This is a genomic window from Chitinophaga sp. OAE865 (genome assembly GCF_040546735.1).
GTDB lineage: Bacteria > Bacteroidota > Bacteroidia > Chitinophagales > Chitinophagaceae > Chitinophaga > Chitinophaga polysaccharea_A.
In genome coordinates this window covers 559784-581771 of sequence record NZ_JBEPOF010000001.1, presented here as the reverse complement: position 1 = coordinate 581771, position 21988 = coordinate 559784, and the positions used below count along the sequence as shown (strand labels likewise).

General features: G+C 45.2%; 22 protein-coding genes. 11 read left to right on the top strand and 11 right to left on the bottom strand.

Annotated features, from left to right (window positions below):
• Positions 1–542: 542 nt before the first annotated feature.
• The 8 genes from ABIE50_RS02490 (at position 543) to pyrH (ending at position 10108) form a co-directional block, all read left to right on the top strand.
• A complete protein-coding gene (locus tag ABIE50_RS02490) occupies positions 543–1232 on the top strand; it encodes a zinc metallopeptidase (protein ID WP_209856345.1) in 690 nt (229 codons plus the stop codon).
• Positions 1233–1499: 267 nt separating this feature from the next.
• On the top strand, positions 1500–4475 hold the full coding sequence (locus ABIE50_RS02485; RefSeq protein ID WP_209856349.1) for a SusC/RagA family TonB-linked outer membrane protein: 2976 nt from the start codon (positions 1500–1502) through the stop codon (positions 4473–4475).
• Positions 4476–4513: 38 nt separating this feature from the next.
• Positions 4514–5914 carry a RagB/SusD family nutrient uptake outer membrane protein gene (locus tag ABIE50_RS02480; RefSeq protein ID WP_209856352.1) on the top strand — a complete coding sequence of 467 codons (1401 nt, stop codon included), beginning with the start codon at positions 4514–4516 and terminating at the stop codon, positions 5912–5914.
• 397 nt (positions 5915–6311) lie between these two features.
• Positions 6312–6755, top strand: a complete 444-nt coding sequence (rplM, locus tag ABIE50_RS02475; protein ID WP_142684667.1) for a 50S ribosomal protein L13 — start codon at positions 6312–6314, stop codon at positions 6753–6755.
• Between the two features lie 14 nt (positions 6756–6769).
• Positions 6770–7159 carry a 30S ribosomal protein S9 gene (gene rpsI, locus ABIE50_RS02470; protein ID WP_089890120.1) on the top strand — a complete coding sequence of 130 codons (390 nt, stop codon included), beginning with the start codon at positions 6770–6772 and terminating at the stop codon, positions 7157–7159.
• A gap of 92 nt (positions 7160–7251) precedes the next feature.
• Positions 7252–8235, top strand: a complete 984-nt coding sequence (gene rpsB / locus ABIE50_RS02465) for a 30S ribosomal protein S2 (RefSeq protein WP_142684668.1) — start codon at positions 7252–7254, stop codon at positions 8233–8235.
• A gap of 134 nt (positions 8236–8369) precedes the next feature.
• The gene (gene tsf / locus ABIE50_RS02460) at positions 8370–9194 is read left to right on the top strand and encodes a translation elongation factor Ts (protein ID WP_209856355.1); all 825 of its coding nucleotides are present in this window, start codon (positions 8370–8372) and stop codon (positions 9192–9194) included.
• Positions 9195–9394: 200 nt separating this feature from the next.
• A complete protein-coding gene (gene pyrH, locus ABIE50_RS02455) occupies positions 9395–10108 on the top strand; it encodes a UMP kinase (RefSeq protein WP_142684670.1) in 714 nt (237 codons plus the stop codon).
• Positions 10109–10181: 73 nt separating this feature from the next.
• Here pyrH and ABIE50_RS02450 read toward each other — a convergent pair whose 3' ends face one another.
• Positions 10182–11288, bottom strand: a complete 1107-nt coding sequence (locus ABIE50_RS02450; RefSeq protein ID WP_209856359.1) for a DUF3298 and DUF4163 domain-containing protein — start codon at positions 11286–11288, stop codon at positions 10182–10184.
• Between the two features lie 84 nt (positions 11289–11372).
• Here ABIE50_RS02450 and pdxH point away from each other — a divergent pair, with 84 nt between their 5' ends.
• Positions 11373–12020: a pyridoxamine 5'-phosphate oxidase gene (gene pdxH / locus ABIE50_RS02445; protein WP_209856362.1), complete on the top strand. Its 648-nt coding sequence runs from the start codon at positions 11373–11375 to the stop codon at positions 12018–12020.
• 79 nt (positions 12021–12099) lie between these two features.
• Here pdxH and ABIE50_RS02440 read toward each other — a convergent pair whose 3' ends face one another.
• From ABIE50_RS02440 to ABIE50_RS02415, 7 genes are all read right to left on the bottom strand, one after another.
• Positions 12100–12219, bottom strand: a complete 120-nt coding sequence (locus ABIE50_RS02440; RefSeq protein ID WP_079471345.1) for a 30S ribosomal protein THX — start codon at positions 12217–12219, stop codon at positions 12100–12102.
• 153 nt (positions 12220–12372) lie between these two features.
• Positions 12373–12642 carry an HU family DNA-binding protein gene (locus ABIE50_RS02435; RefSeq protein ID WP_029465307.1) on the bottom strand — a complete coding sequence of 90 codons (270 nt, stop codon included), beginning with the start codon at positions 12640–12642 and terminating at the stop codon, positions 12373–12375.
• Between the two features lie 316 nt (positions 12643–12958).
• Positions 12959–13261 (bottom strand): DUF4286 family protein, encoded by a 303-nt coding sequence (locus tag ABIE50_RS02430; RefSeq protein WP_209856365.1) that lies wholly within the window; start codon positions 13259–13261, stop codon positions 12959–12961.
• Positions 13262–13273: 12 nt separating this feature from the next.
• Positions 13274–14038 carry an exodeoxyribonuclease III gene (locus ABIE50_RS02425; RefSeq protein ID WP_209856368.1) on the bottom strand — a complete coding sequence of 255 codons (765 nt, stop codon included), beginning with the start codon at positions 14036–14038 and terminating at the stop codon, positions 13274–13276.
• Between the two features lie 124 nt (positions 14039–14162).
• A complete protein-coding gene (locus tag ABIE50_RS32225) occupies positions 14163–14852 on the bottom strand; it encodes a vitamin B12 dependent-methionine synthase activation domain-containing protein (protein WP_502913956.1) in 690 nt (229 codons plus the stop codon).
• Positions 14853–14889: 37 nt separating this feature from the next.
• The gene (locus ABIE50_RS02420) at positions 14890–16929 is read right to left on the bottom strand and encodes a dihydropteroate synthase (RefSeq protein WP_502913901.1); all 2040 of its coding nucleotides are present in this window, start codon (positions 16927–16929) and stop codon (positions 14890–14892) included.
• 44 nt (positions 16930–16973) lie between these two features.
• Entirely contained in the window at positions 16974–17990 is a 1017-nt protein-coding gene (locus ABIE50_RS02415; RefSeq protein ID WP_209856384.1) for a homocysteine S-methyltransferase family protein, read from the bottom strand.
• Positions 17991–18411: 421 nt separating this feature from the next.
• On the opposite strand from ABIE50_RS02415, the gene ABIE50_RS02410 reads away from it, so the two are divergent.
• Complete coding sequence (locus ABIE50_RS02410; protein WP_209856386.1) at positions 18412–18630, top strand: hypothetical protein; 219 nt, start codon at positions 18412–18414, stop codon at positions 18628–18630.
• An 88-nt stretch (positions 18631–18718) separates the two neighbouring features.
• On the opposite strand, the gene recR is transcribed toward ABIE50_RS02410, so the two are convergent.
• Positions 18719–19339, bottom strand: a complete 621-nt coding sequence (gene recR / locus ABIE50_RS02405) for a recombination mediator RecR (RefSeq protein ID WP_142684677.1) — start codon at positions 19337–19339, stop codon at positions 18719–18721.
• Between the two features lie 60 nt (positions 19340–19399).
• The gene (locus ABIE50_RS02400) at positions 19400–20857 is read right to left on the bottom strand and encodes an Ig-like domain-containing protein (protein ID WP_209856389.1); all 1458 of its coding nucleotides are present in this window, start codon (positions 20855–20857) and stop codon (positions 19400–19402) included.
• A 106-nt stretch (positions 20858–20963) separates the two neighbouring features.
• Between ABIE50_RS02400 and ABIE50_RS02395 the strand changes: the two genes are divergently transcribed.
• Positions 20964–21440: an SRPBCC family protein gene (locus ABIE50_RS02395; protein ID WP_209856391.1), complete on the top strand. Its 477-nt coding sequence runs from the start codon at positions 20964–20966 to the stop codon at positions 21438–21440.
• Here the strand turns inward: ABIE50_RS02395 and ABIE50_RS02390 are convergent.
• A complete protein-coding gene (locus ABIE50_RS02390; protein ID WP_354027848.1) occupies positions 21427–21936 on the bottom strand; it encodes a hypothetical protein in 510 nt (169 codons plus the stop codon). The genes ABIE50_RS02395 and ABIE50_RS02390 overlap by 14 nt on opposite strands.
• Positions 21937–21988 lie beyond the last annotated feature (52 nt).

Here is a 21988-nt window from a genome sequence, read left to right as displayed (position 1 = left end):
GCGTTACAAAGTAACGTTTTTACATTTATTGAACTGAAATGATGAAGTGAGAAGTGTTAAAAAAGGAAGTGAAGAGGTATAAAAAGAGAAAAGAGCCAAACGGAAGATTCCGCTGACTCTTTCTACTTACTAACCCATTAAATTCAGGTCTAAATTACAAAATGGCTTCAGAATAAAAAAGTTTATTTAATTGATGTGAATAACTTTTGAGGTGTTTGTGTTACTGGAGAAAGTGGCTGCCATCGCTTGTTTCAGGGGTTGTTTTTGTCCAATATTACTTTCATTGAGGGCTCGTAAAATGTTGATAAATAGGGTTGATGTCGATGATTTTTGCATATTAAAAAAATCTAATAAAATAGATTTTTTTAAATGACAAACAGACGCTTTTTTACTCAAAAAATTATTTTAGGCGCCATAATGACAGTGTTAAATTTATAATCAGGCAGCAAAGAGAAGGGTTGGCAGGTTAGTGATAAATAAAACTTAAAAGGGGGCATCTGGTGAGATATTTGTACCATAAGATCATCTAATTTTATATTATTATGACACCTGGAATTATGTTTTTATCGCTGGTTTTTGTGGGTATCAGCCTGCTGGTAAGCTTCGTTCTTAAGAGTAAGTTCCGGGCTTACAGCGAAATACCCACCTCTTCCGGTTTAACTGGTAGGCAAATGGCCGAGAAGATGTTGAAAGACAATCAGATATACAATGTTCAGATACGGGAAGCCGAAGGTTTTTTATCGGATCACTACAACCCGGCCGATAAAACGGTAAATCTGAGCCCGGAAGTATATAATGGGGCCAATGTGGCTGCTGCCGCGGTGGCTGCCCATGAATGCGGGCATGCGGTACAGCATGCCGCCGCTTATCCCTGGCTGGGACTCCGGTCCAGGCTGGTGCCTATAGTGCAGGTTAGCTCCAATATCGTTTCCTGGGTACTACTGGCCGGTATTTTCCTTATTAATACGTTTCCGCAGTTATTGCTGGGAGGCATTATTTTATTCGGAATTACCACGGCTTTTTCACTGATCACGCTGCCTGTAGAGTTCGATGCATCCCGGAGAGCGCTGGCCTGGCTGGACAATACCACCATTATGCGAAGGGAAGAGCATGATAAAGCCAAAAATGCACTCTGGTGGGCTGCTATGACCTATGTGGTGGCTGCGCTTGCTTCGATTGCCACACTTGTGCAGTATATATTAATTTATATGGGAGCCAGGAACAGGGATTGATTAAAATATATTGTTATGTTTAAAAAAGCGACCTACCTGGTCGCTTTTTTTGTTTATACCACAGAAGCCGTTAACATTTTATTAAGAAGAATCGAAAATATTTTTTAGATTTACGGCTTAGATAGCATCTGCTATCTCGTGTTTTTGCTTATAGAGAGAAATTATAGCCCGAGTATTCAACCAAAATAAAAGTTCAACCAAATCCGATCAATTCAACCAAATAGTTCAGCCTGCTGCTATTTAAATTCTAAATCTAAATCCAGAACCATGACGCGATTCTATTCGTTGATGGGCATATTGTTGCTATTCTGCACATTCTTATTTGCCCAGTCAAAACAAATTACCGGTAGAGTTACCGACCAGAAAGATGGTAGTCCTTTACCAGGGGTGACTGTTAAAATTAAAAATGGTGCCGTGGGTACTGTTACCGCTTCCGATGGAACATACAAACTAGATGTCCCCGCAAAAGGAACCACACTGGTTTTTTCATTTGTTGGCTATGACGATAAAGAAGTAATTGTAGGAAGCCAGCAGGTGATAAATGCCGAACTTGGAACCGGCAATAAAGAACTTTCTGAAGTAGTGGTAGTAGGATATGGTACACAAACACGCCGTAATCTGACCGGTTCAATTTCCAAAGTGACTGCCAAAGAAATAGCAAATCTGCCATTGCCAACCTTTGAAACAGCGCTCCAGGGCCGGGCTCCGGGCGTATTCATCAACTCGGGAAGCGGAAGACTGGGAGAGGCCCTGAATATCAGGATCCGCGGTATCTCATCCGTTACAGCCAGTAATGACCCTTTAATCATTATTGACGGTATTCCTGTTGTATCCCAGACTGCCAGTAATCTGGGGGCTAAGGATAACCCCCTTGCTTCCATCAATCCGGATGATATTGCCTCCATGGAAGTATTGAAAGATGCCGCCGCTGCTGCTATCTATGGAGCCAGGGCATCGAATGGGGTAATTCTCGTTACCACCAAGAGTGGTAAGGCCGGAAGAACAAAAATTAACGCAAGTGTATTCGGCGGGTTAAGCGAACCTACCCGCAAAGGAAAATGGTTAAATGCCCAGGAATACCGGGAGCTCTTTAATGAAGCGGCCAAGAATTCTGATATAGACCTCAATGACGAAATGCAGTATTATCCGGGCGGCGAGTTCTGGAAGGATAATTATGATGAAAACTGGTCTGATCATGCATTTCAACATGGTAATGTACAACAGTACAGTCTTTCTATGAGCGGTGGTAATGAAAGGACTACCTTTTACCTGAACGGCAGTTACAATAATCAGAAAGGTATTCTCATCGGTAACCGTTTGAACAGGGCCAATGGCAGGTTAAATATTGACCATTCCATTAATGACAAGATAAAGGTAGGTGCAAACATCTCCCTTTCTAAAACCAATAATTACAGGCTTCCGGATGATAACGCATTCTCCAATCCTTTACAGCTGGTGGCTATTCCGCCGTTCCAACCTAAAATAGACCCGCTGACAGGAAAGCTGAATACCCGCACCCTGTATTATAATAATCTCCTGAACCTGGAAAATAACTCCAACACATTAAATACCCTGTACCGTTCAATCAGTAGTATATATGGTACAATTGATATCCTGCCCTACCTGAATTTCAGAAGTGAAGTAGGTATTGATTATGTAAACTCCCAGGATGACCAGTACCTGAGCAAGGAAACACAGGACGGTGCTCCGGATGGGTATGGTTACAATGCACAGACAACTATTGTAAACTATAATACCAATAACTATTTCACCTTTAAAAAGCACATGGGAGAGTTCCATGACCTGGAAGCCGTAGCGGGGATGTCTTACCAGTCTGGTAAAACAAACGTTACATCGGTGGAAGGGCGCGGATTTCCGAGCAACCAGTTTGTAAAACTGACCAGTTCAGCTAAAATAACCAGTGGAGCTACTACCGTGGAGGATTATACGTTTCTGTCCTACTTCCTGCGTGCCAACTATCGTTTTAAAGATAAATACCTGCTTGGTGCAAGCATTCGTTATGATGGCTCTTCCAGGTTTGGTTCTAACACCCGTTATGGTGCATTCCCGGCTGTTTCCGCAGGATGGATCATCTCGCAGGAAGACTTTCTGCATGACTCAAAAGCTGTCAGCAACCTGAAACTGAGAGCCAGCTATGGTCTTACAGGAAATGCCGAGATCGGTAACTACAAGTCTCGTACTTTATACTCCGGATTGCCCTATGGTTCTATATCCGGTATCTTTCCAACACAGATCGGTTCATCTGATCTGAGCTGGGAAAGCACCCGCCAGGCGGATATTGGATTGGAATTCGGATTTTTAAAAGACCGTATCACTGGTGAAGTGGACTATTTTAGCAAAAATACACGTGACTTATTGCTGGATTTTCCATTACCAGGCACTAATGGTTTTAACGTTATTACCAAGAACCTGGGAGCTCTGACCAACAAAGGATGGGAAGCATCTATCACTACCCAGAACCTTGTCGGTAAGTTTCAGTGGAGCACCACGTTCAATATTTCTACTTACCGTAACAAAGTTACCAACCTGAATGGCGCTACTATCAGCGGTGGATCCGATGAAATCAGCCGCATTTCGGAAGGCCGTCCGTTCGGATATTTCTATGGCAAAAAATATATGGGCGTGGATGAGGCTAATGGTGATGCGCTTTACATGACCAAGGACGGAAAGACCACCAACGATTACGGCGCGGCTGTGGATACTGTGATCGGTAATCCCAATCCCGACTTCTATGGCGGCTTTGGCAACCATTTCTCTTATAAAGGTTTTGACCTGGACGTACAATGCCAGTTTGTTAAAGGAAATGACCTGTATAATATGGCCGGCCACTTCCAGAGCGTAAATGGAGATTACTTCGATAATCAGACCAGGGACCAGTTAAACCGTTGGCAGAAACCCGGTGACAAAACAGATGTGCCACAGGCACGGCTATACGCAGGAAACGGTACCAGCAAATCTTCCCGTTGGGTACAGGATGGCTCTTACTTCAGGGTGAAAACTGTAACATTGGGTTATAATATACCGAAACCAGCTATTTCCCGTCTGAAAATTGATAATGCCCGTATTTATGTATCAGCAGTGAACCTGTTTACTGCTACCAAATATAAAGGTTATGATCCGGAGCTCAACACGGCATCGTTCTCTACTATCAGTATTGGTCACGATTTCTATACACCTCCGCAGGCACGGACTATTACAATCGGTATTAATATCGGATTGTAGACCTAACCTTTTATTTGAAAACATTAAAGTGAATAATCATGATAAAACATATTAGATCAAGATCCATAGCAGTATTCATAGCTGTTGCCGCATTGCATGTTATGTCCTGCAACAAAAAACTGGATATTGCTCCTCAGAACAGTATCCCGGCAGATCAGGCATTGTTAACAGCCGATGATGTGAATGCTGCTGTGAATGGCTTGTATGCAAAGCTGGATGATCCAAGCTTGTATGGTACGGACCTCAATCTGGATGCAGAGCTGATGGGTGGGTACCAGCAGGCCGCGTGGACAGGTAGCTTCACACAGCCCCGGCAGATGTACCGTAAAACACTTACTGACGATAATTCCCGTGTAGCGAACCTGTGGCTGGAAGCATATGCAGACATTAACCTGGCCAATGTGGTGCTTAGCAAACTCAATCTGGTAACAGACAGTGCGCAAAAGGCCAATATGGAAGGACAGGCACTTTTTATCCGCGGCATCCTTCATTTTGAGCTGGTACGCTTCTTTGCCCTACCCTGGGATCCGACAGGTACCAATGCAAAGCCAGGTGTAGTGATCCAGACCAAACCAACTTCTACAGAGGCTGAGGCAGAAGCAAAATCATCCCGGAGCACAGTAGCCGAGGTATATAAACAGATTGAAAGTGATTTAAAGAGCGCTATCGCCAAACTGCCTGAACGTGATGCCAGTAAAAGAGCCAACAGATATACGGCAATGGCATTTCTGGCAAGGGTATACCTGCAGCAGAGCCGCTTCGCTGAAGCGCTGCCACTGGCAGATGATATTATCCAGAATGGTGGGTTTCAGCTGACACCCACTGTGGATGGCGCTTTTCTGAATAAGAACACCAGCGAGACCCTGCTGGAAATCCAGCAGAATGATCAGAATAATGCAGGTGCCTCCAATGACGGGCTTTCCACTTTTTATGCTGACAGGAATGGAATTGGCCGTGGTGGGGATGTGGATATTCCCCAGGCATTTGTAGACCTCATGGATCCGGCTGATGCACGGCTGACCCTCCTTATATATGAAGGAGAAACAGATGGACAGTATCATACAGGCAAATGGTTTGATCCGGGACAAAATATTCCTGTGATCAGGCTGGCGGAGCTGTATTTGGTGCGTGCAGAATGTAACGAGCGGTTGGGTTCGGCTGTAGGTGCTACACCGCTGGAAGATGTAAACGTGGTACATACCCGGGCCGGATTGCCGGAGCTGACAGTTGTAACTCTGGATGACATCTTACTGGAGCGGAGACTTGAGCTGGCATTTGAAGGGCTGCGCATTCACGATATTAAACGGTTGAAGCAGTCTACCAACGGTGGTAGTGATATGACCACAGTATATCCCTGGAATGCAGATAAATTGGTATTCCCTATTCCTGAAAGGGAGATAAATGCCAATTCATCATTGGTTCAAAATCCTGGTTATTGAGTAAATCATATCAGATAATGATGACTGGCCTATCGGGGGCGGTTTTCAGGGGCAACCCAAACCACTTTTAAGGCTAATGTTACACACGGTTCTAAAAGAATCTCAAGCCGAGATGCCTGGGGTTTACTCAGCACACAATAAATAATAAGATAAGCAGCTGCCATAAAAGGTGGCTGCTTTTTTTTGCGTTTATATAATAAAAAAAACAGTTATCAACCGTGTCGCCAACTGTTGTTAATAACTTTAATACAAATTTTTTATTGAAAATCAGTTAATTACAAAGGTGTCTTGTAAAAAAGTGCCTAAAATGTATGGTTATTAAGAATGTGCAGTGTACCTTTGCACTCCTCATAATCGGGGAATTGTTTACAAGACGTAATTTTTATCGTATACAACAATGAATACATTAAGTTTCAGAACTAAATCGGCTAACGACGCTTACGTAAAGCGTGACTGGCATATAGTAGATGCTACTAACCTGACACTCGGAAGGGTTGCTGCTAAGATGGCTGCTATCCTAAGAGGTAAAAACAAGCCTTACTATACGCCTCATACTGATTGTGGTGATTATATCATCGTAATCAATGCAGAGAAGATTGCCCTGACCGGCAATAAAATGCAGGAAAAAGAATATATGCACTACACTGGTTTCCCAGGTGGTCAGAGAATCGAATTAGCAAAGGACCTGGTTCGTCGCCGTCCTGAAGTGTTGATCGAAAAGGCAGTTAAAGGTATGTTGCCTAAAAACCGTCTGGGCCGTGCTATGTACAAAAAATTATTTGTATATGCTGGTGCTGAACATCCTCATGCTGCGCAGAAACCACAACCTTTAACTTTCTAATTTTTCTCTGATACATGGAAAAGCAAAAAAATACAATAGGTCGTCGTAAGGAAGCTGTTGCCCGTGTGTATATCAACAAGGGTACCGGTAACATTACTGTAAACGACAAAGATTATAAAAACTACTTTTCTTTAATCTACCTGCAGAACCAGGTGGAACTGCCTTTCAAAACTATCGATGCACTCGATAAATTTGATGTGAAAGTGAATGCACAGGGTGGTGGTATCAAAGGTCAGGCTGAAGCAATTAAGCTGGGTATTGCCCGTGCTTTGTGCGAAGTGAACATTGAGTTCCGTCCTGCATTGAAAGCTGCAGGTTTGCTGAAACGTGATCCACGTGGAGTTGAACGTAAGAAACCAGGTAAAGCGAAAGCAAGAAGAAGCTTCCAGTTCTCTAAACGCTAATATTTTTGAGCTATTGGCCGTTAGCTCCGGGCTAATTCGCCGGATGCTAAAAGCTAAACATTATTTGATCCTTTTAATTGAGTAATATAAACATGGAAAATAATACCTCATTGCAGCAGCAGTTACTGGAGGCAGGTGTTCACTTCGGTCACCTGAAGAAAAAGTGGAATCCCAAGATGCTGCCTTATATTTTCGCAGAAAAGAAAGGTATTCATATCATTGATCTGAACAAAACCGTAGAAGGTTTGCAGGAAGCAGCTGCTGCCCTGAAATCCATCGCTAAAAGCGGTAAGAAGATCATGTTCGTTGCTACTAAGAAGCAGGCGAAAGAAATCGTGGCAGACGCTGCGCGTAACATCAACATGCCTTTCGTAACTGAAAGATGGTTAGGTGGTATGCTCACTAACTTCTCTACGATCCGTAAGAGTGTAAAGAAAATGCAGAGCATTGAAAAAATGCTGCAGGACGGTACATTCGATAACATCACTAAGAAAGAACGTCTTACTTTAAGCCGCGATAAAGAGAAAATGGAGAAAGTGCTGGGTGGTATTGCCCAACTGGCACGTGTACCGGCAGCACTGTTTATGGTTGATATCAGCCATGAGCACATTGCACTGGCTGAAGCTAAGCGTCTGGGTATTTCTACTTTCGGTATGGTAGATACCAACTCCGATCCTACTAAAGTAGATTTCGCTATCCCTGCGAATGACGATGCTACTAAATCTATCGCTATCATCACCAGCTATATCTGTGCAGCTATCGCTGAAGGTCTTTCTGAAAGAGCTACAGAGAAATCTGAAGAAGTAGAGGAAGAAGAAGAAGCAGATGATAAGGCCCGCAAATTTGAAGTGGAAGGTGGTGAAGACCGTGAAAGAGGTCGTAAACCAGGTGCACAGGGTGGTCGTGGTCCGGGCGGTCCGGGTGGTGCTAACCGTGGCGGCGGTCGTGGTCCTGGTGGCCAGGGCGGTGCTAACCGTGGTGGTGGCGCTAACCGTGGCGGTGGTGCAGCAGGCGGACAACGTCGTCCATCTGGTGCCGGTAGCCAGGGTCCAAGAAAACCAGGCGGCGGAAGATAATATTTATTTAAGCTTTTAGCTATTAGCCTTTAGCTGTTAGTTCAACCATAAGGTCCTAACAGCTAAAGGCTAATAGCTGAAGGCAGATTTAGTACTTGCAATAATTTTTACAACAAATAAACTAATTATAGCTCATGGCAACAATTACAGCAGCTGATGTAAATAAACTGCGTCAGCAAACTGGTGCTGGTATGATGGATTGCAGAAAGGCACTGGTAGAAAGTGATGGCGATTTTGAAAAAGCAGTAGACTACCTGCGTAAGAAAGGTCAGAAAGTGGCCGCTTTACGTTCCGATCGTGAAACCAAAGAAGGCGTTATCATCGCTAAAACTTCAGCAGATGGTAAATCCGGTGTTATTGTAGGACTGGGTTGTGAAACCGACTTCGTAGCTAAGAACGAAGACTTCGTGAAATTTGCACAGTCTATCGTAGACCTGGCACTGGCTAACGGTATCAAAAATGTAGATGACCTGAATGCCGCTCAACTGGATGGCGCCAGCGTTGCTGATAAAGTAAACGACCAGGTAGCAAAAATCGGTGAAAAGATCACCCTTAATAAATTTGAATTCGTTGAAGCTGGTGGCGTAACTTCTTACATTCACGGTAACTACCGTATGGGTGTACTGGTTGCTTTCTCTAAGCCTGTTTCTGAAGAAGTAGGTAAAGATATCGCTATGCAGATCGCAGCTATGAACCCTATCGCAGTAGATGCTGACAGCGTTCCTGCTGAACTGATCGCCCGCGAAAAAGAAATTGCTGTTGAACAGGTGAAAGCTGAAGGCAAACCTGCTGAAATGGCTGAAAAGATCGCTGCCGGTAAAGTAAATAAATTTTTCAAAGAAAGCACCCTGCTGCAACAGGCTTTCGTTAAAGACAATAACAAGTCTGTAGCGGATTACCTGAAAACTGTAGATGCTGATCTGAAAGTAAATGGCTTTAAGCGAATTGCTTTAGGTTAATAATAAAATATCAAAAAAAAGGAGAGAATTCGTTTCTCTCCTTTTTTTTGCGCATAACTAATCATACACATAAAAGGGCAGTAACCGGATATCAGAAAAGGCATTTTTTTTCTTCCTTCCCTCCTTTGCATTTAAGTTGTATATTAGAATACCGTAATCAATATTAGGAAAATCACAATCTTACAATATTTTATAGCGTCATGTTGCCAAAGTATAAGCGTATTTTGCTCAAATTGAGCGGTGAGGCCCTCATGGGGGATGCAAATTATGGTATTGATCCGAAGGTGATATCTCAGTATGCCTACGATATTAAGGCAGTTACAGATCTGGGAGTTCAGGTGGCCATCGTTATAGGTGGTGGTAACATCTACCGCGGAATGAACGAAGCCGATACCGGTATAGAAAGAGCCCAGGGGGACTATATGGGTATGCTTGCCACTGTGATCAATGGCATGGCCCTCCAAAGCGGCCTGGAAAAGGTAGGTTTGTATACCCGCCTCCAGTCTGCCATTAAAATGGAACAGATTGCAGAGCCCTATATCCGCCGCCGCGCCATCCGCCACGTGGAAAAAGGTCGTGTGGTAATATTTGGGGGAGGTACCGGTAACCCGTATTTTACTACTGATACCGCAGCTTCCCTGCGCGCTATTGAAATCCAGGCGGATGTAATCCTCAAAGGAACCCGTGTAGATGGCATTTACACTGCCGATCCTGAAAAAGATAAAACAGCTACCCGCTTCGAAACTATTACCTTCTCAGAAGTATACCAGAAATCCCTCAACGTGATGGATATGACAGCATTTACCCTTTGCCAGGAAAATAAGCTGCCTATTATCGTGTTTGACATGAACCGCCAGGGTAACCTCCTGAATGTGATCATGGGTAAAAATGTTGGCACTTTAGTAAAAGGATAATAAAAACGCATAAAAAGAAGCAGCGAAGAACGATCGATCTTCGCTGCTTTTTTATGTGGGCTACCGGCGTTATTTATTTTAATATTCCTTTCATCTCTGTAAACGGAATATATAATGTTACCTGCCCCAGTGCATAAGGACCTATTTCGTAAGGTACATAGCTGAAAGCAACTCCTTTGCCGGTAACAATCATATTATTGTTAGGCGGAATGTTCTTTACCAGCAGGTTCTGGTCAAGCGCATCTTCTTCACTCATATTGAACCGTTTTCTAAAAGCTTTATCGAGCAACCTGCTTACCGCTTCTTTATAACCCGGTTTGAAAATGTCATCCGGAGTGAGCACTTTGTGTTTAGACAGATCCAGTGTATAATAAGTGGCGCCCCAGTTGCCGTGTGCCCCGCCGGTAAAATTATAGGCGTACTTCTCTATAACCAGTAAAGGCCAGGTGTTATACACTACTTTCATATCGTTGTCCGTGGTCCAGTTCCATGACAAGGCGCTAGTATTATCGCTAAACTCGCTGCTGTCGGCATCTTTAGCTGAATAACGATAACTCAGGATGAAGGAGTCGACCCCTTTTCTCAGAAACTTCTGCGGATCTGTGGTGTGGCTGCTGCCGGTTACCTGGTTGATAATAAAACGGGCAGTGGTGCTGTCAACCAGCGAATCGGGCCAGATGATGCTGTAGGTTACGGTACCTACCGGCGATTTTGATAAGGAAGGGACCAGCTTTGCTGAATCGATCTGGTAGAATACTTTCAATGGGATGGCATTTTTCAGGTCAGTATGCAGCTCAAAATGATAGGAGGTACCATCGCCATGCCATACCCCATTAAATTTTCCATCGTCTGAAAAATAGCCGCTGAACAGCCGGTCTTCCGAACTATTATTGGTTTCTTCATAAATATTTACCAGGGTAGAGTCCAGGGTGCCCCATAAAGGAATGGGCTGCCCGGTACTGTCATCGCAATAGTAGCCGCGGAACAGGTGGGGAGCAGTTTTCAGCAATTGCATGGTGATTTCTTTATTGCCCAGTTTTCCTTTCAGCTGGGTATAAAACAGGGGAGTGGAAACCAGTGGTACAACCATGTTGGCGGTGTTAACCGGTGCGTTGCTGTTGTTGCGGGTATGACAGGAGAGTAGTGCCATCAGCAATACCGGTAATAAAACTCTTTTCATAGTATGATTTATATCAGGTACCTCAAAATTACTATTATCCTTCCATACCTTTGAGGACCCGTTGAATCATAAAAATAACAGACCATGTTGAACCAGAAAATAGCAGATTTACGAAAAGATTATCAACTGGCCTCGCTGGATGAAAGTGAAGTGGCGCCGTATCCGTTATCCCAGTTCGGGAAATGGTGGGACGATGCCATCAATAGTGAAATTGATGAAGCCAATGCCATGACGCTGGCCACCAGTACGCCTGATGGAAGGCCTTCTGCAAGGATCGTATTACTGAAGAGTTTTGATGATGATGGCTTTTTATTTTTTACTAATTACGAAAGCCGGAAGGGACAGGAATTGGCACAGAACCCACATGTTACCCTGTTGTTCTTTTGGCGGGAGCTGCAACGCCAGGTTCGTATAGAGGGTACTGTTAGCAAGGCTTCAGTATCTGTAAGTAATGAATATTATAACAGCCGTCCGGTGGGAAGCCGTATCGGCGCTATCGCATCACCGCAAAGTAAGGTCATTCCGGGCCGGTCTTTCCTGGAGGAACAGGTAGACCAGGTAGCGGCAAAATATCAGCAGGAAGCCCCTCAAAGACCTGATTATTGGGGTGGTTATGTGGTAAAGCCACAGGCGATGGAATTCTGGCAGGGAAGAAGCAGCAGGTTACACGACAGGATCCTGTATACCTTATTACCGGAAGGGAGCTGGAAGATTGAGCGCCTGGCGCCTTGATGATCTTTAAACGTATCAGATAAAAATGCCGCTAAGATTATGTGAATAATCTTAGCGGCATTTTACTAAAAGCGTAAAATTAAGCTTTTGGTGCAGCAGCTTTAGCGGCAGTATTTTTTCTGGTCTTTGCAGATCTAACTTTACCGAAAGACTTACTGAAGATCTTACCTTTCTTGGTTTTAATATCTCCTCTACCCATAACGAATAATTTGAAGTTTGATGTTGTTAAATATGATGTTATCAGGCTGCAAAATACTGCAATTCGACGAAATAGCGTAGTACTGGCGGTTTGATATAAAAAAAAAGCAAGAAACATGAACTGTTCCTTGCTTGAATAAGTTGTGTTAACTGATTAGAGCTTGTCGGATAAAGCTTTACCAGCCTTGAACTTAGCAACTTTCTTAGCCTTGATCTTGATGATCTGACCGGTCTGTGGGTTTCTACCGTTACGTGCTGCACGTTTAGAAACGGAGAAAGTACCGAAACCAACCAAAGTTACTTTACCACCTTTTTTCAGGGTATCAGCAACAGCTTTGGTGAAAGAGTCCAGCGCTTCGTTAGCCTGGGTTTTGGTAATAGCTGCATCTTTAGCAAGCTTGTCGATTAATTCGGCTTTGTTCATAGTTAGTAAGATTTAACTAGTGAAAAAATGTTTGATGTGAGCAAATATAGCGCGTTTTATCAGATTACCAAATTTTTTACAACTTTTTTATAGAAAATTTTATCGGCTGAAAAACGCTACTGGTAACGGTTACAGCTGATTGATGTTTTCCATGCTAAAGACCGGATCATTAGCAGGATCACATAAAACCCTGTGCTGTGGCTTGTTTGCCAGCTTTTTTACTATTAACGCAGGATCAAACCAACTATTGTACCAAAGTCCGGATGCCCCGGAAATAGTGGATTTCCTGTGGATAAGTTTAGTAAAGACACGTTACTTAAATGACCTCCATTACGGTTGTAAAAGCAATAAAACGGTCGCCGAAAAGATCATACCCTCTTTGCCGCAGCGCCTGTTGGTGCTGGTCTGCGAAGGATTGGTAGTCTTTCAGGCTATCCGCAAAATATTGTACAACATAGGTAGGGCCCTCTTCATCGTCCTGCTCCAGTAAGCGGCTGATGCGGTAATCATGAAATATCCCCGTGGCCAGCATTGCCGGGATATGCTCCTCCTGTAACCATTGAAGCCACCTGAAATGCGTATCTGTGGCCACTTTGGTAGTTACATTATATATAATCATACATGGCTTTGTTTATACTGCCAGTTCCACGAACACCGGACAATGATCTGAGTGTTTTACCTGCTGATAAATAGTGGCGTGTTTCAGGCGCTCCTTCAGTGGAACAGCAACGTTGATATAATCTATACGCCAGCCCTTGTTATTGTTCCTGGCATTTGCCCGGAAGCTCCACCAGCTGTATTGATGGGGGTCGGTGTTAAAATGACGGAAGCTGTCTACAAAGCCACTCTCAAAGAAGCGGTCCATCCATGCCCGTTCTTCGGGTAAAAAACCGGTAGAGTTTTTATTGCTCACAGGGTCATGGATATCTATTGGTTTATGGCAGATATTGTAATCCCCGCATACTACCAGGTTGGGCCGGGTTTTCTTCAGTTCTTCCAGGTATTGAAAGAACTCTTCCAGCCACTGGTATTTATAGGTCTGACGGAGCTCTCCGCTGGTACCGGAAGGGAAGTAAGTATTGATAAGGGTAATATCGCCGAAATCGAGCCTTATAAAACGGCCTTCCTGGTCGCTCTGCCCATGGCCGCTGCCATATTGTACAAAGTCGGGTTTTATCCGGGTAAGCACCGCTACGCCACTGTATCCTTTCTTTTGGGCAGGATACCAGTAATGCATATAACCGAGGTTGTCGAATTGCTGAAAATCGATGTTTTCCTGGTGGGCTTTTATTTCCTGCAGGCAGATAATATCAGCGGGGTCTGTTTGTAACCATTCTGTGAAGCCTTTTGTCATGGCTGATCTCAGGCCATTCACATTGTAAGATATGATTCTCATGTCGGGTGTTGTTTAGGGCATTACATCATTAAATTTACGAATTACGGACCTGCGGACAGATAATAACGCGAAAAAATCCGCCCTTATCCCTCCACAGATCCGTAACAATTAACCTGTAATGCTTTTATATATCGTATTCAAGGTTGGGACGCAGCCATTGTTCGGCTTCTTCCACTGTCCAGTTTTTACGGGCAGCATAGTCTGTCACCTGGTCTTTTTCAATTTTTCCGAGGCCGAAATATTTACCCTCAGGGTTGGCAAAATACCAGCCACTTACACTGGAAGCGGGGTACATGGCCAGCGATTCGGTGAGTGTGATGCCGGTGTTTTCAGTGGCGTTCAGCAGCTCAAACAATTTCCATTTCTCGGTATGGTCCGGGCAGGCGGGGTAACCCGGTGCGGGGCGGATACCTGCATAGGCTTCTTTGATGAGGTCTTCATTGCTCAAGTGCTCATCCGACGCGTACCCCCAGAACTCTTTACGCACGCGCTCGTGCATCAGTTCTGCGAAGGCCTCTGCAAGCCTGTCCGCAAGCGCTTTCAGCATAATGCTGTTATAGTCGTCATGTTCTGCTTTGAATTTGTCCAGCCATTTTTCAATACCAATACCGGTGGTTACCGCAAAGCCGCCTATATAATCGGTTTTGCCGGATTCGGCGGGAGCAATGAAATCGGCGAGGGACAGGTTGGGCTGGCCCGGTGCTTTCTTCACCTGCTGGCGAAGGAATTCCAGCTGTACCGGTTTAATTTCCGGTTGTTCAGGTGTTACCTTTACAGAATCCGGAGCTACCCTGTTAGCTGGATAGAGACCAATAACAGCATTGGCGCCCAGCCATTTTTCTGCAATTATTTTAATTTAGCAATTCTTTTGCATCATTAAACAGCCGGGTGGCTTCTACGCCAACCACTTCATCGGTAAGGATCTGCGGGAATTTACCGTGTAGCTCCCATGCAATAAAGAAGGGCTGCCAGTCGATATATTTCGCAATTTCTCCCAGATCATAGTTTTCAAACTTCATCACGCCGGTCATTTTAGGCTTCACGGGGGTGAAAGCATCCCAGTTGATGTTGGTTTTATTGGCCTGCGCTTCAGCGATGCGCAGGAATTGCTTGGTTTGTTTCTTATTCTTAAAAGCCTCGTTCAGCTTCTGATATTCTGTTTGTATACCAGCCAGGAACCCGGGTTTCAGCGCTTTATTAAGCAGGCTGCCGGTTACGGTAACGCTGCGGGATGCGTCCAGTACATGTACCACGCCATGCGCATATTCCTGCGCTATTTTAACAGCGGTATGTGTGCGGCTGGTGGTAGCGCCTCCAATGATCAGCGGGATGTTGAAATCCTGCCGTTTCAGTTCACGGGCAACATGCACCATTTCGTCGAGACTAGGGGTGATCAGGCCACTTAAGCCAATGATATCCACTTTTTCCTGGCGCGCGGTCTGAAGGATCTTCTCAGCAGGCACCATTACGCCAAGGTCAATGATCTCATAACCGTTACAGGCCAGTACCACGCCTACAATGTTTTTACCGATATCGTGTACATCACCTTTTACAGTGGCCAGCAGGATTTTCCCGGCGGCTTTTATTTCCCCGCCGTGTTCTGCCTGTATCCTTAATTTCTCCTGTTCAATATATGGCGTAAGGATGGCCACGGATTTTTTCATTACACGGGCACTTTTCACTACCTGCGGGAGGAACATTTTACCGCTGCCGAAAAGATCTCCTACGATGTTCATACCCGCCATCAACGGGCCTTCAATCACATCCAGCGGGCGGGGATATTTTAAACGGGCTTCTTCAGTATCTTCATCTATGTAGTCGGTGATACCATTCACGAGGGCATGGCTTAAACGGTCTTCCACAGTTCCCTGTCTCCAGCTTTCATCTTTCTCCACTACCTTTCCCTTGGCCTTAACGGTTTCAGCAAACTGTATCAGCCTTTCTGTAGCATCATCTCTTCTGTTTAGTATGGCATCCTCACAAAGTTCCCGCAGGGTGGGCTCTATATCATCATAGATCTGCAGCATCCCTGCATTTACAATACCCATATCCATTCCCGCCTTGATGGCATGGAACAGGAATACGGAGTGCATGGCTTCCCTCACTGTTTCGTTACCGCGGAAAGAGAAGGAAACATTACTTACGCCTCCGCTTACTTTGGCAAGCGGCATCAGTTCTTTGATACGGCGGGTAGCATTGATAAATTCTACTGCGTAGTTATTATGTTCTTCAATACCGGTAGCTATAGCGAAGATATTGGGGTCGAAGATGATATCCTGGGGATTGTACCCTACCACTTCGGTGAGTATTTTATAGGCACGGTGACTGAAGCTCACCCTTTTTTCTTCGGTATCTGCCTGGCCATGTTCGTCGAATGCCATTACTACCACGGCGGCGCCATAGCTTTTACAGATGTGGGCCTGCTCAATGAATTTGGCTTCTCCTTCCTTTAAGCTGATGGAGTTAACAATACATTTGCCCTGAACACATTTCAGCCCGGCTTCAATTACAGAAAATTTACTGGAATCGATCATGATGGGAATACGGGAAATATCCGGTTCCCCTGCCAGGAGGTTAAGGAAAGTAGACATAGCCGTTTCCCCGTCGAGCAGGGCATCGTCCATGTTAACGTCCAGGATCTGCGCGCCGCTTTCCACCTGTTGCCGGGCAACAGACAGGGCTTCTTCAAACTGTCCCTCCCTGATGAGACGGGCAAATTTCTTCGAACCGGTTACGTTGGTACGTTCCCCTATGTTAATGAAATTGGTTTCAGGCCGTACTACCAGCGGTTCCAGGCCACTCAGGCGCATAAAGGGTTTGATCACCCTGCGTTCCTCGCCGGCAATAGGTTCGTTGACAGTATCTGTATTGTTTATAATTGTTTCGCTCATTTCTGCTGTAAGTGATATTTAAATAGAAAACCTGCCACGGCTGATCAGGCGAGTGTTTCGACCAATACGGGTTTGAGGCGTGGTTTGATATGTTTCACATGTTCTGCAATGTGGCGTATATGATCCGGGGTGGTACCGCAGCAGCCGCCTACAATGTTAACGAAGCCGGATGCGGCAAAGTCCTCAATGATACAGGCAGTATCTTCCGGTTCCTCATCATATTCCCCGAAGGCATTAGGCAGGCCGGCGTTAGGGTAGCAGCTCACATAGCAGCTGGCTATGTTGGAGAGCTCCTCTACGTAAGGGCGCATCTGCTGTCCGCCCAGGGCGCAGTTTAAGCCGATGGAAAACGGGTTGGCATGCATAACTGAGATATAGAATGCTTCCAGGGTTTGCCCGCTGAGGGTTCTGCCGGAGGCATCTGTAATGGTGCCGGAAATCATTACCGGGATTTCAGGCTTGCCCGATTCACGGTAGTATTTCTTGATGGCATAGATGGCCGCTTTACAGTTCAGCGTATCAAAAATAGTTTCTATCAGCAGGATATCCACTCCGCCATCGGAAAGGCCACGTATCTGCTCTTCATAGGCTGCGGCCACTTCATCGAAGTATACAGAGCGGAAGCCGGGGTTATTTACATCCGGCGACAGCGACAGGGTTTTGTTCATTGGGCCTATGGCGCCGGCAACAAAACGCGGCTTATCGGGATTTTTGGCGGTATACTCCGCGGTAGCCTTTTTGGCTATCTGTGCTGCTGCCACATTCAGCTCATATGCCAGTGCCTGCATATCATAGTCGGCCATAGCAATAGAGGTGCTGCTGAAAGTATTGGTTTCAATAATATCAGCTCCTGCTTCCAGGTACTCTTTGTGAATGGCCTCAATGATCTGTGGCTGTGTAAGATTAAGAAGGTCGTTATTGCCTTTAAGATCACTTGGATAGTTGGCAAAGCGGGTGCCCCTGTAGTCTGATTCCTGAAGTTGGTAGCGTTGTATCATGGTGCCCATTGCACCATCGATGATAAGTATGCGCTCATTCGCGCAGTCTTGTAAAGATTTCATAATTTTCAAGGCGTTTATTAGTTACAGTTAAGAAAGAACAGGGTCGAACAATAAACAAATCCACCCTGAACGAGTCCACAAATATAACCTTTTCCCGGCTATTTTATTGTTTTGTGATTTGTTTGGATCCGCGTTTTGAGCCTGTTTAACCAAGGTTTTTATAACCTGTATATCTTTCTGATAGAGAATAGATTTTGTTTATACCTATAAATTTAATTTGGAAGTAGTCTACAAAGTCTACTATATTTGTAGGGTAATAGAAAGGTACAATGCAACAAAATGATAGAAATATAGTGATTTACCCGGTTATGGCCTCCCACCAGCCCTCCGCCTGCACTCCTTGTAGTTGCCGTTGCTGCAATTAACAGATTCGTCATTAGTGCTTCTCAGAAATTTATTACAACAAAAATAAACGTCAGTCATGACTATATCAGAACATATTCATACCCTGCATCAGCACCTGGCAAGCCTGGGATTGCAACCCGTGCCGCAAACCGGCGATGGAAACCAGTCTGAAGTGTTTAAGGTATGTTTCCTGAATAAATATGAAATGCAGCGGTGGAAAGAGCTGCAACAACAGAAGGAATCAGAAACCAATCATAAAATATTTCCAGACCATCCTGCAAAAGATGCTGTCTGACAAACTTTTCATAACGTGGAATTACAGGTTAAACGAAGACGGGTGCTGTTGAGCACCCGTATTTTTTTGTATACCCGTTAGGTAGCGGTTATTTGTTCTGTACATAGCTTTCCAGCGGCAACCGGTTACTGATAGACCTGGCCAACGTCATCTCATCAGCATATTCCAGCTCTCCCCCAAATGCGATCCCCCGGGCAATAGTGGTGATTTTTACAGGAAATTCCTTTAATTTTTTAGAGAGATAGTAAATGGTAGTGTCGCCTTCAATAGTAGGACTTACCGCCATGATCACTTCTTCTACACCCTGGTACTGGACTCTTTCTACCAGTGACTGGATATTAAGCTGGTCCGGGCCGATACCATCGATGGGAGAAATAATACCACCCAATACGTGATATAAGCCATTGAATTGCTGTGTGTTTTCTATTGCCATCACATCACGGATGCTCTCTACCACGCATACTACCTGCTTCTGCCGGGAATGGCTGCTGCAAATACTGCATACTTCAGCATCGGATACATTATGACAAACCTTGCAGAACTGTATTTGCTGCCGCATCCGTGCTATCACATCCCCAAACTGCTGCACCTGCGCTGTTTCCTGCTTCAGCAGGTGCAGCACCAGCCGCAAAGCTGTTTTTTTACCGATACCCGGCAGTTTGGCAAATTCATTTACCGCGTTTTCTATCAGCGCAGAGGAAAATATCATAATGCAAAGTTAGGAATATTGGGGCGGAGGAAGCCGCATTGTTCCCTCCGCAGTAATGATTTAAATGCTTATCTTCTTGGGTACCGTCCAGTATGCCTTCAGGTTCACTTTTTCAATATTGATCACCCTTTCCGGTTGTTTTTTCGGAGTGGTATAATAGTTTCCGCGGTCCCATTTGCCATTGCCATTGGTATCCAGCAGCAGCCGGATATCGTATTCTCCCGGTGTAATAAACCGCTGACTCCATTTGCCATTAACAATAGTGCCGGAGTATTTGATGGTTTTATCCTGTACCAGCTGCACCACGTAATGCATAGCAGTATCATTGATAGCGTTCTTTGTACTGTCGCTGATATTGAGCTCTGTAACGGTGAAAATGGCGTAATCCGCTGCCTTTTTGGTCCTGAAATTAATGGTATCTGCCCGGGCCAGCTGTTGGCCGGCAGTATCTGTTGGTGCATCTTTAGGAATAATAAACCGGTACGGGGTACCTTCTTTCCAGTCATAACCTATCGATAAACGGGTACGGGTAGAATCCATTGTACTGGTAAAGGTAACCGGGTTGTAGGCGCTGTCTTCACCAAGAATGGTCCTGGCGCTGTCGAGGTTCCTCAATGGCAGCGCAAATGTAATTCTCAGAGGCGCAGGTAATTCCTGCATACCTCCGTCAAGGGTAGCCGTGGCCGTTAATTTAGGCAGCTTCTTCTTTTTCTTTTCCTCTCCTTCCTGTTCAATCAGGGAAGAGTCGATGGGCTCCGGTGGCGGCTTGATGGTACTGTCGTTTTCCATAAACAGCAGGAGATTCACATCTGAGAGGTTGCTTTCTGTTAATACAACCGGCGCATCCACGAAAGCGATCATTTCTGAAGGCTGGTTATACTGCAGGTCGCGGTCTTCTTCTTTCAGTGCAAAGATCTTATAAGAGCCGGGTGCTATGTTCTTGAAGCGGAAAGAGCCATCCCCTTTGGTTTTGGCATAATATACCGGCTTTTCCTTTGATACAATGGAGTCTGTAAGGTCGCGGTACAGCATAACCGCCACATTGCTGTCTACACGACCGTTCTCCGCATCTATAAGATGGCCGGATACCTGCAGACTGTCGAGATAATCGCCGGTAGACACTACATACTGGAAATCCGCCGATATATTACGCTCGTTGATATCCCGGATGGCATCGGCGAAATTGAAGGTATACGTGGTGTTTGGCTTCAGGGTATCCTTTATTTCAAGGGTCACCGTGTGCAGCTTGGCAGTCACAATAGGTGTGCGTTTCAGCGTTGGCGACACAATCAGCTTATCGTTCACATTATCCAGTTCCACATACTCGTCGAAAATAAACGTCACCTTTTTGCTGTTGAAGTGAAGGGTGGAGTCCCTGGGAGTAGCCTGCAGCAATACAGGAGGCAAACTATCCCTTGGCCCGCCGCTGGGGGGCACAATGTTGGCACATCGCGTAAATGAAATGGAAATGAGGATGAACATCAGCCAGAAAACCCAGCCCCTGATATATTGATTCATGTACCTGATCGGATTAATCAGGCACAAACTTACGAACTCATTTCAAAGAATCACGAATTTGACGGTTGCTTATAGCCGGAACGATATTTTTTCAGTAATCTTATATATGGCCAGTATTTATTTTATGCAGCATACGCAGGTGATCCCGGCCCGGCCGGAGGAGGTATGGAACTATTTTTCCAACCCCGGTAACCTGGCGCATATTACCCCTCCCTATATGCGGTTTGTTGTTACTTCCCCGCCTTATACCGGGCAGGTATACCCGGGGCAGATCATCACTTACTTTGTATCGCCGGTAGCGGGGATCCCGTTGGAATGGATGACAGAGATCACCCATGTATCCTACCTGGAATATTTTGTAGACGAGCAACGGGTGGGCCCCTACAGCATCTGGCATCACGAGCATCACTTCGAAACAGTACCCGGTGGTGTAAAAATGACGGACCTGGTTCATTACCGGCTGCCTTTCGGCTGGCTGGGAAAACTGGCCCACCAGCTGTTTGTAAAAAAACAGCTGGAAGCCCTGTTCAGATACCGTTTCCAGGCAATAGAGAAAATATTCGGCAAGCCTACTGCCGGGTAGTAATCGTTTTGGTTAAATGGTCCCCGGTGTAAAGGAGAAAAGTACTTTTACCGGTTTTCGGAACGGCCCCCAGCCACAACGGAGCGGTACTGGCACTGCCCCGGTTGGGATTGGCAGTAGCTACGAAGCGCAGCGTGGCATTGTTATTCGCATTGTCAGAGGTAGCGGATTCCAGCTGGATTTGGGTACCATAAAAGGTAGGCGGCATGGTGGCGGCTACTACTATATGGGTACCGAAGTCCGGGTGATCGATGGTATTGTTCATGGTTTTGGCTACGCCAAACAGGCTGTCGAATGAAGCCTGGTTATCAATGAGCCAGAAGGTAAGACTGTCGTTTACCGTAATCGTGTTTTTCAGGAAGTACCCGGAAAGAGGGTTTACTTCCAGCTGGCTGCTGGGATTTGCGGCTACATTCAGCGTGGTATCGCTGCCTGTGCCGGTACTGTCGTTTTTCCGGTTTAGAGCCGCTGCTGGCGCAGGAAACGGCAATTGCACAAAAAGAAATGACCATCAGTTTAACATGCATGGTAAATAAGTTTTTGATAGA

Excerpts from the sequence above, each read along its gene's own strand:
- recR (WP_142684677.1), bottom strand. The coding sequence starts at position 19,339 with ATGATATTTTCCTCTGCGCTGATAGAAAACGCGGTAAATGAATTTGCC.
- tsf (WP_209856355.1), top strand. The coding sequence starts at position 8,370 with ATGGCAACAATTACAGCAGCTGATGTAAATAAACTGCGTCAGCAAACT.
- ABIE50_RS02480 (WP_209856352.1), top strand. The coding sequence starts at position 4,514 with ATGATAAAACATATTAGATCAAGATCCATAGCAGTATTCATAGCTGTT.
- rpsB (WP_142684668.1), top strand. The coding sequence starts at position 7,252 with ATGGAAAATAATACCTCATTGCAGCAGCAGTTACTGGAGGCAGGTGTT.
- ABIE50_RS02490 (WP_209856345.1), top strand. The coding sequence starts at position 543 with ATGACACCTGGAATTATGTTTTTATCGCTGGTTTTTGTGGGTATCAGC.
- ABIE50_RS02425 (WP_209856368.1), bottom strand. The coding sequence starts at position 14,038 with ATGAGAATCATATCTTACAATGTGAATGGCCTGAGATCAGCCATGACA.
- ABIE50_RS02485 (WP_209856349.1), top strand. The coding sequence starts at position 1,500 with ATGACGCGATTCTATTCGTTGATGGGCATATTGTTGCTATTCTGCACA.
- ABIE50_RS02420 (WP_502913901.1), bottom strand. The coding sequence starts at position 16,929 with ATGAGCGAAACAATTATAAACAATACAGATACTGTCAACGAACCTATT.
- rplM (WP_142684667.1), top strand. The coding sequence starts at position 6,312 with ATGAATACATTAAGTTTCAGAACTAAATCGGCTAACGACGCTTACGTA.
- ABIE50_RS02395 (WP_209856391.1), top strand. The coding sequence starts at position 20,964 with ATGGCCAGTATTTATTTTATGCAGCATACGCAGGTGATCCCGGCCCGG.
- ABIE50_RS02400 (WP_209856389.1), bottom strand. The coding sequence starts at position 20,857 with ATGAATCAATATATCAGGGGCTGGGTTTTCTGGCTGATGTTCATCCTC.
- ABIE50_RS02450 (WP_209856359.1), bottom strand. The coding sequence starts at position 11,288 with ATGAAAAGAGTTTTATTACCGGTATTGCTGATGGCACTACTCTCCTGT.
- pdxH (WP_209856362.1), top strand. The coding sequence starts at position 11,373 with ATGTTGAACCAGAAAATAGCAGATTTACGAAAAGATTATCAACTGGCC.
- ABIE50_RS02435 (WP_029465307.1), bottom strand. The coding sequence starts at position 12,642 with ATGAACAAAGCCGAATTAATCGACAAGCTTGCTAAAGATGCAGCTATT.
- ABIE50_RS02440 (WP_079471345.1), bottom strand. The coding sequence starts at position 12,219 with ATGGGTAGAGGAGATATTAAAACCAAGAAAGGTAAGATCTTCAGTAAG.
- pyrH (WP_142684670.1), top strand. The coding sequence starts at position 9,395 with ATGTTGCCAAAGTATAAGCGTATTTTGCTCAAATTGAGCGGTGAGGCC.
- ABIE50_RS02430 (WP_209856365.1), bottom strand. The coding sequence starts at position 13,261 with ATGATTATATATAATGTAACTACCAAAGTGGCCACAGATACGCATTTC.
- ABIE50_RS02415 (WP_209856384.1), bottom strand. The coding sequence starts at position 17,990 with ATGAAATCTTTACAAGACTGCGCGAATGAGCGCATACTTATCATCGAT.
- rpsI (WP_089890120.1), top strand. The coding sequence starts at position 6,770 with ATGGAAAAGCAAAAAAATACAATAGGTCGTCGTAAGGAAGCTGTTGCC.
- ABIE50_RS02410 (WP_209856386.1), top strand. The coding sequence starts at position 18,412 with ATGACTATATCAGAACATATTCATACCCTGCATCAGCACCTGGCAAGC.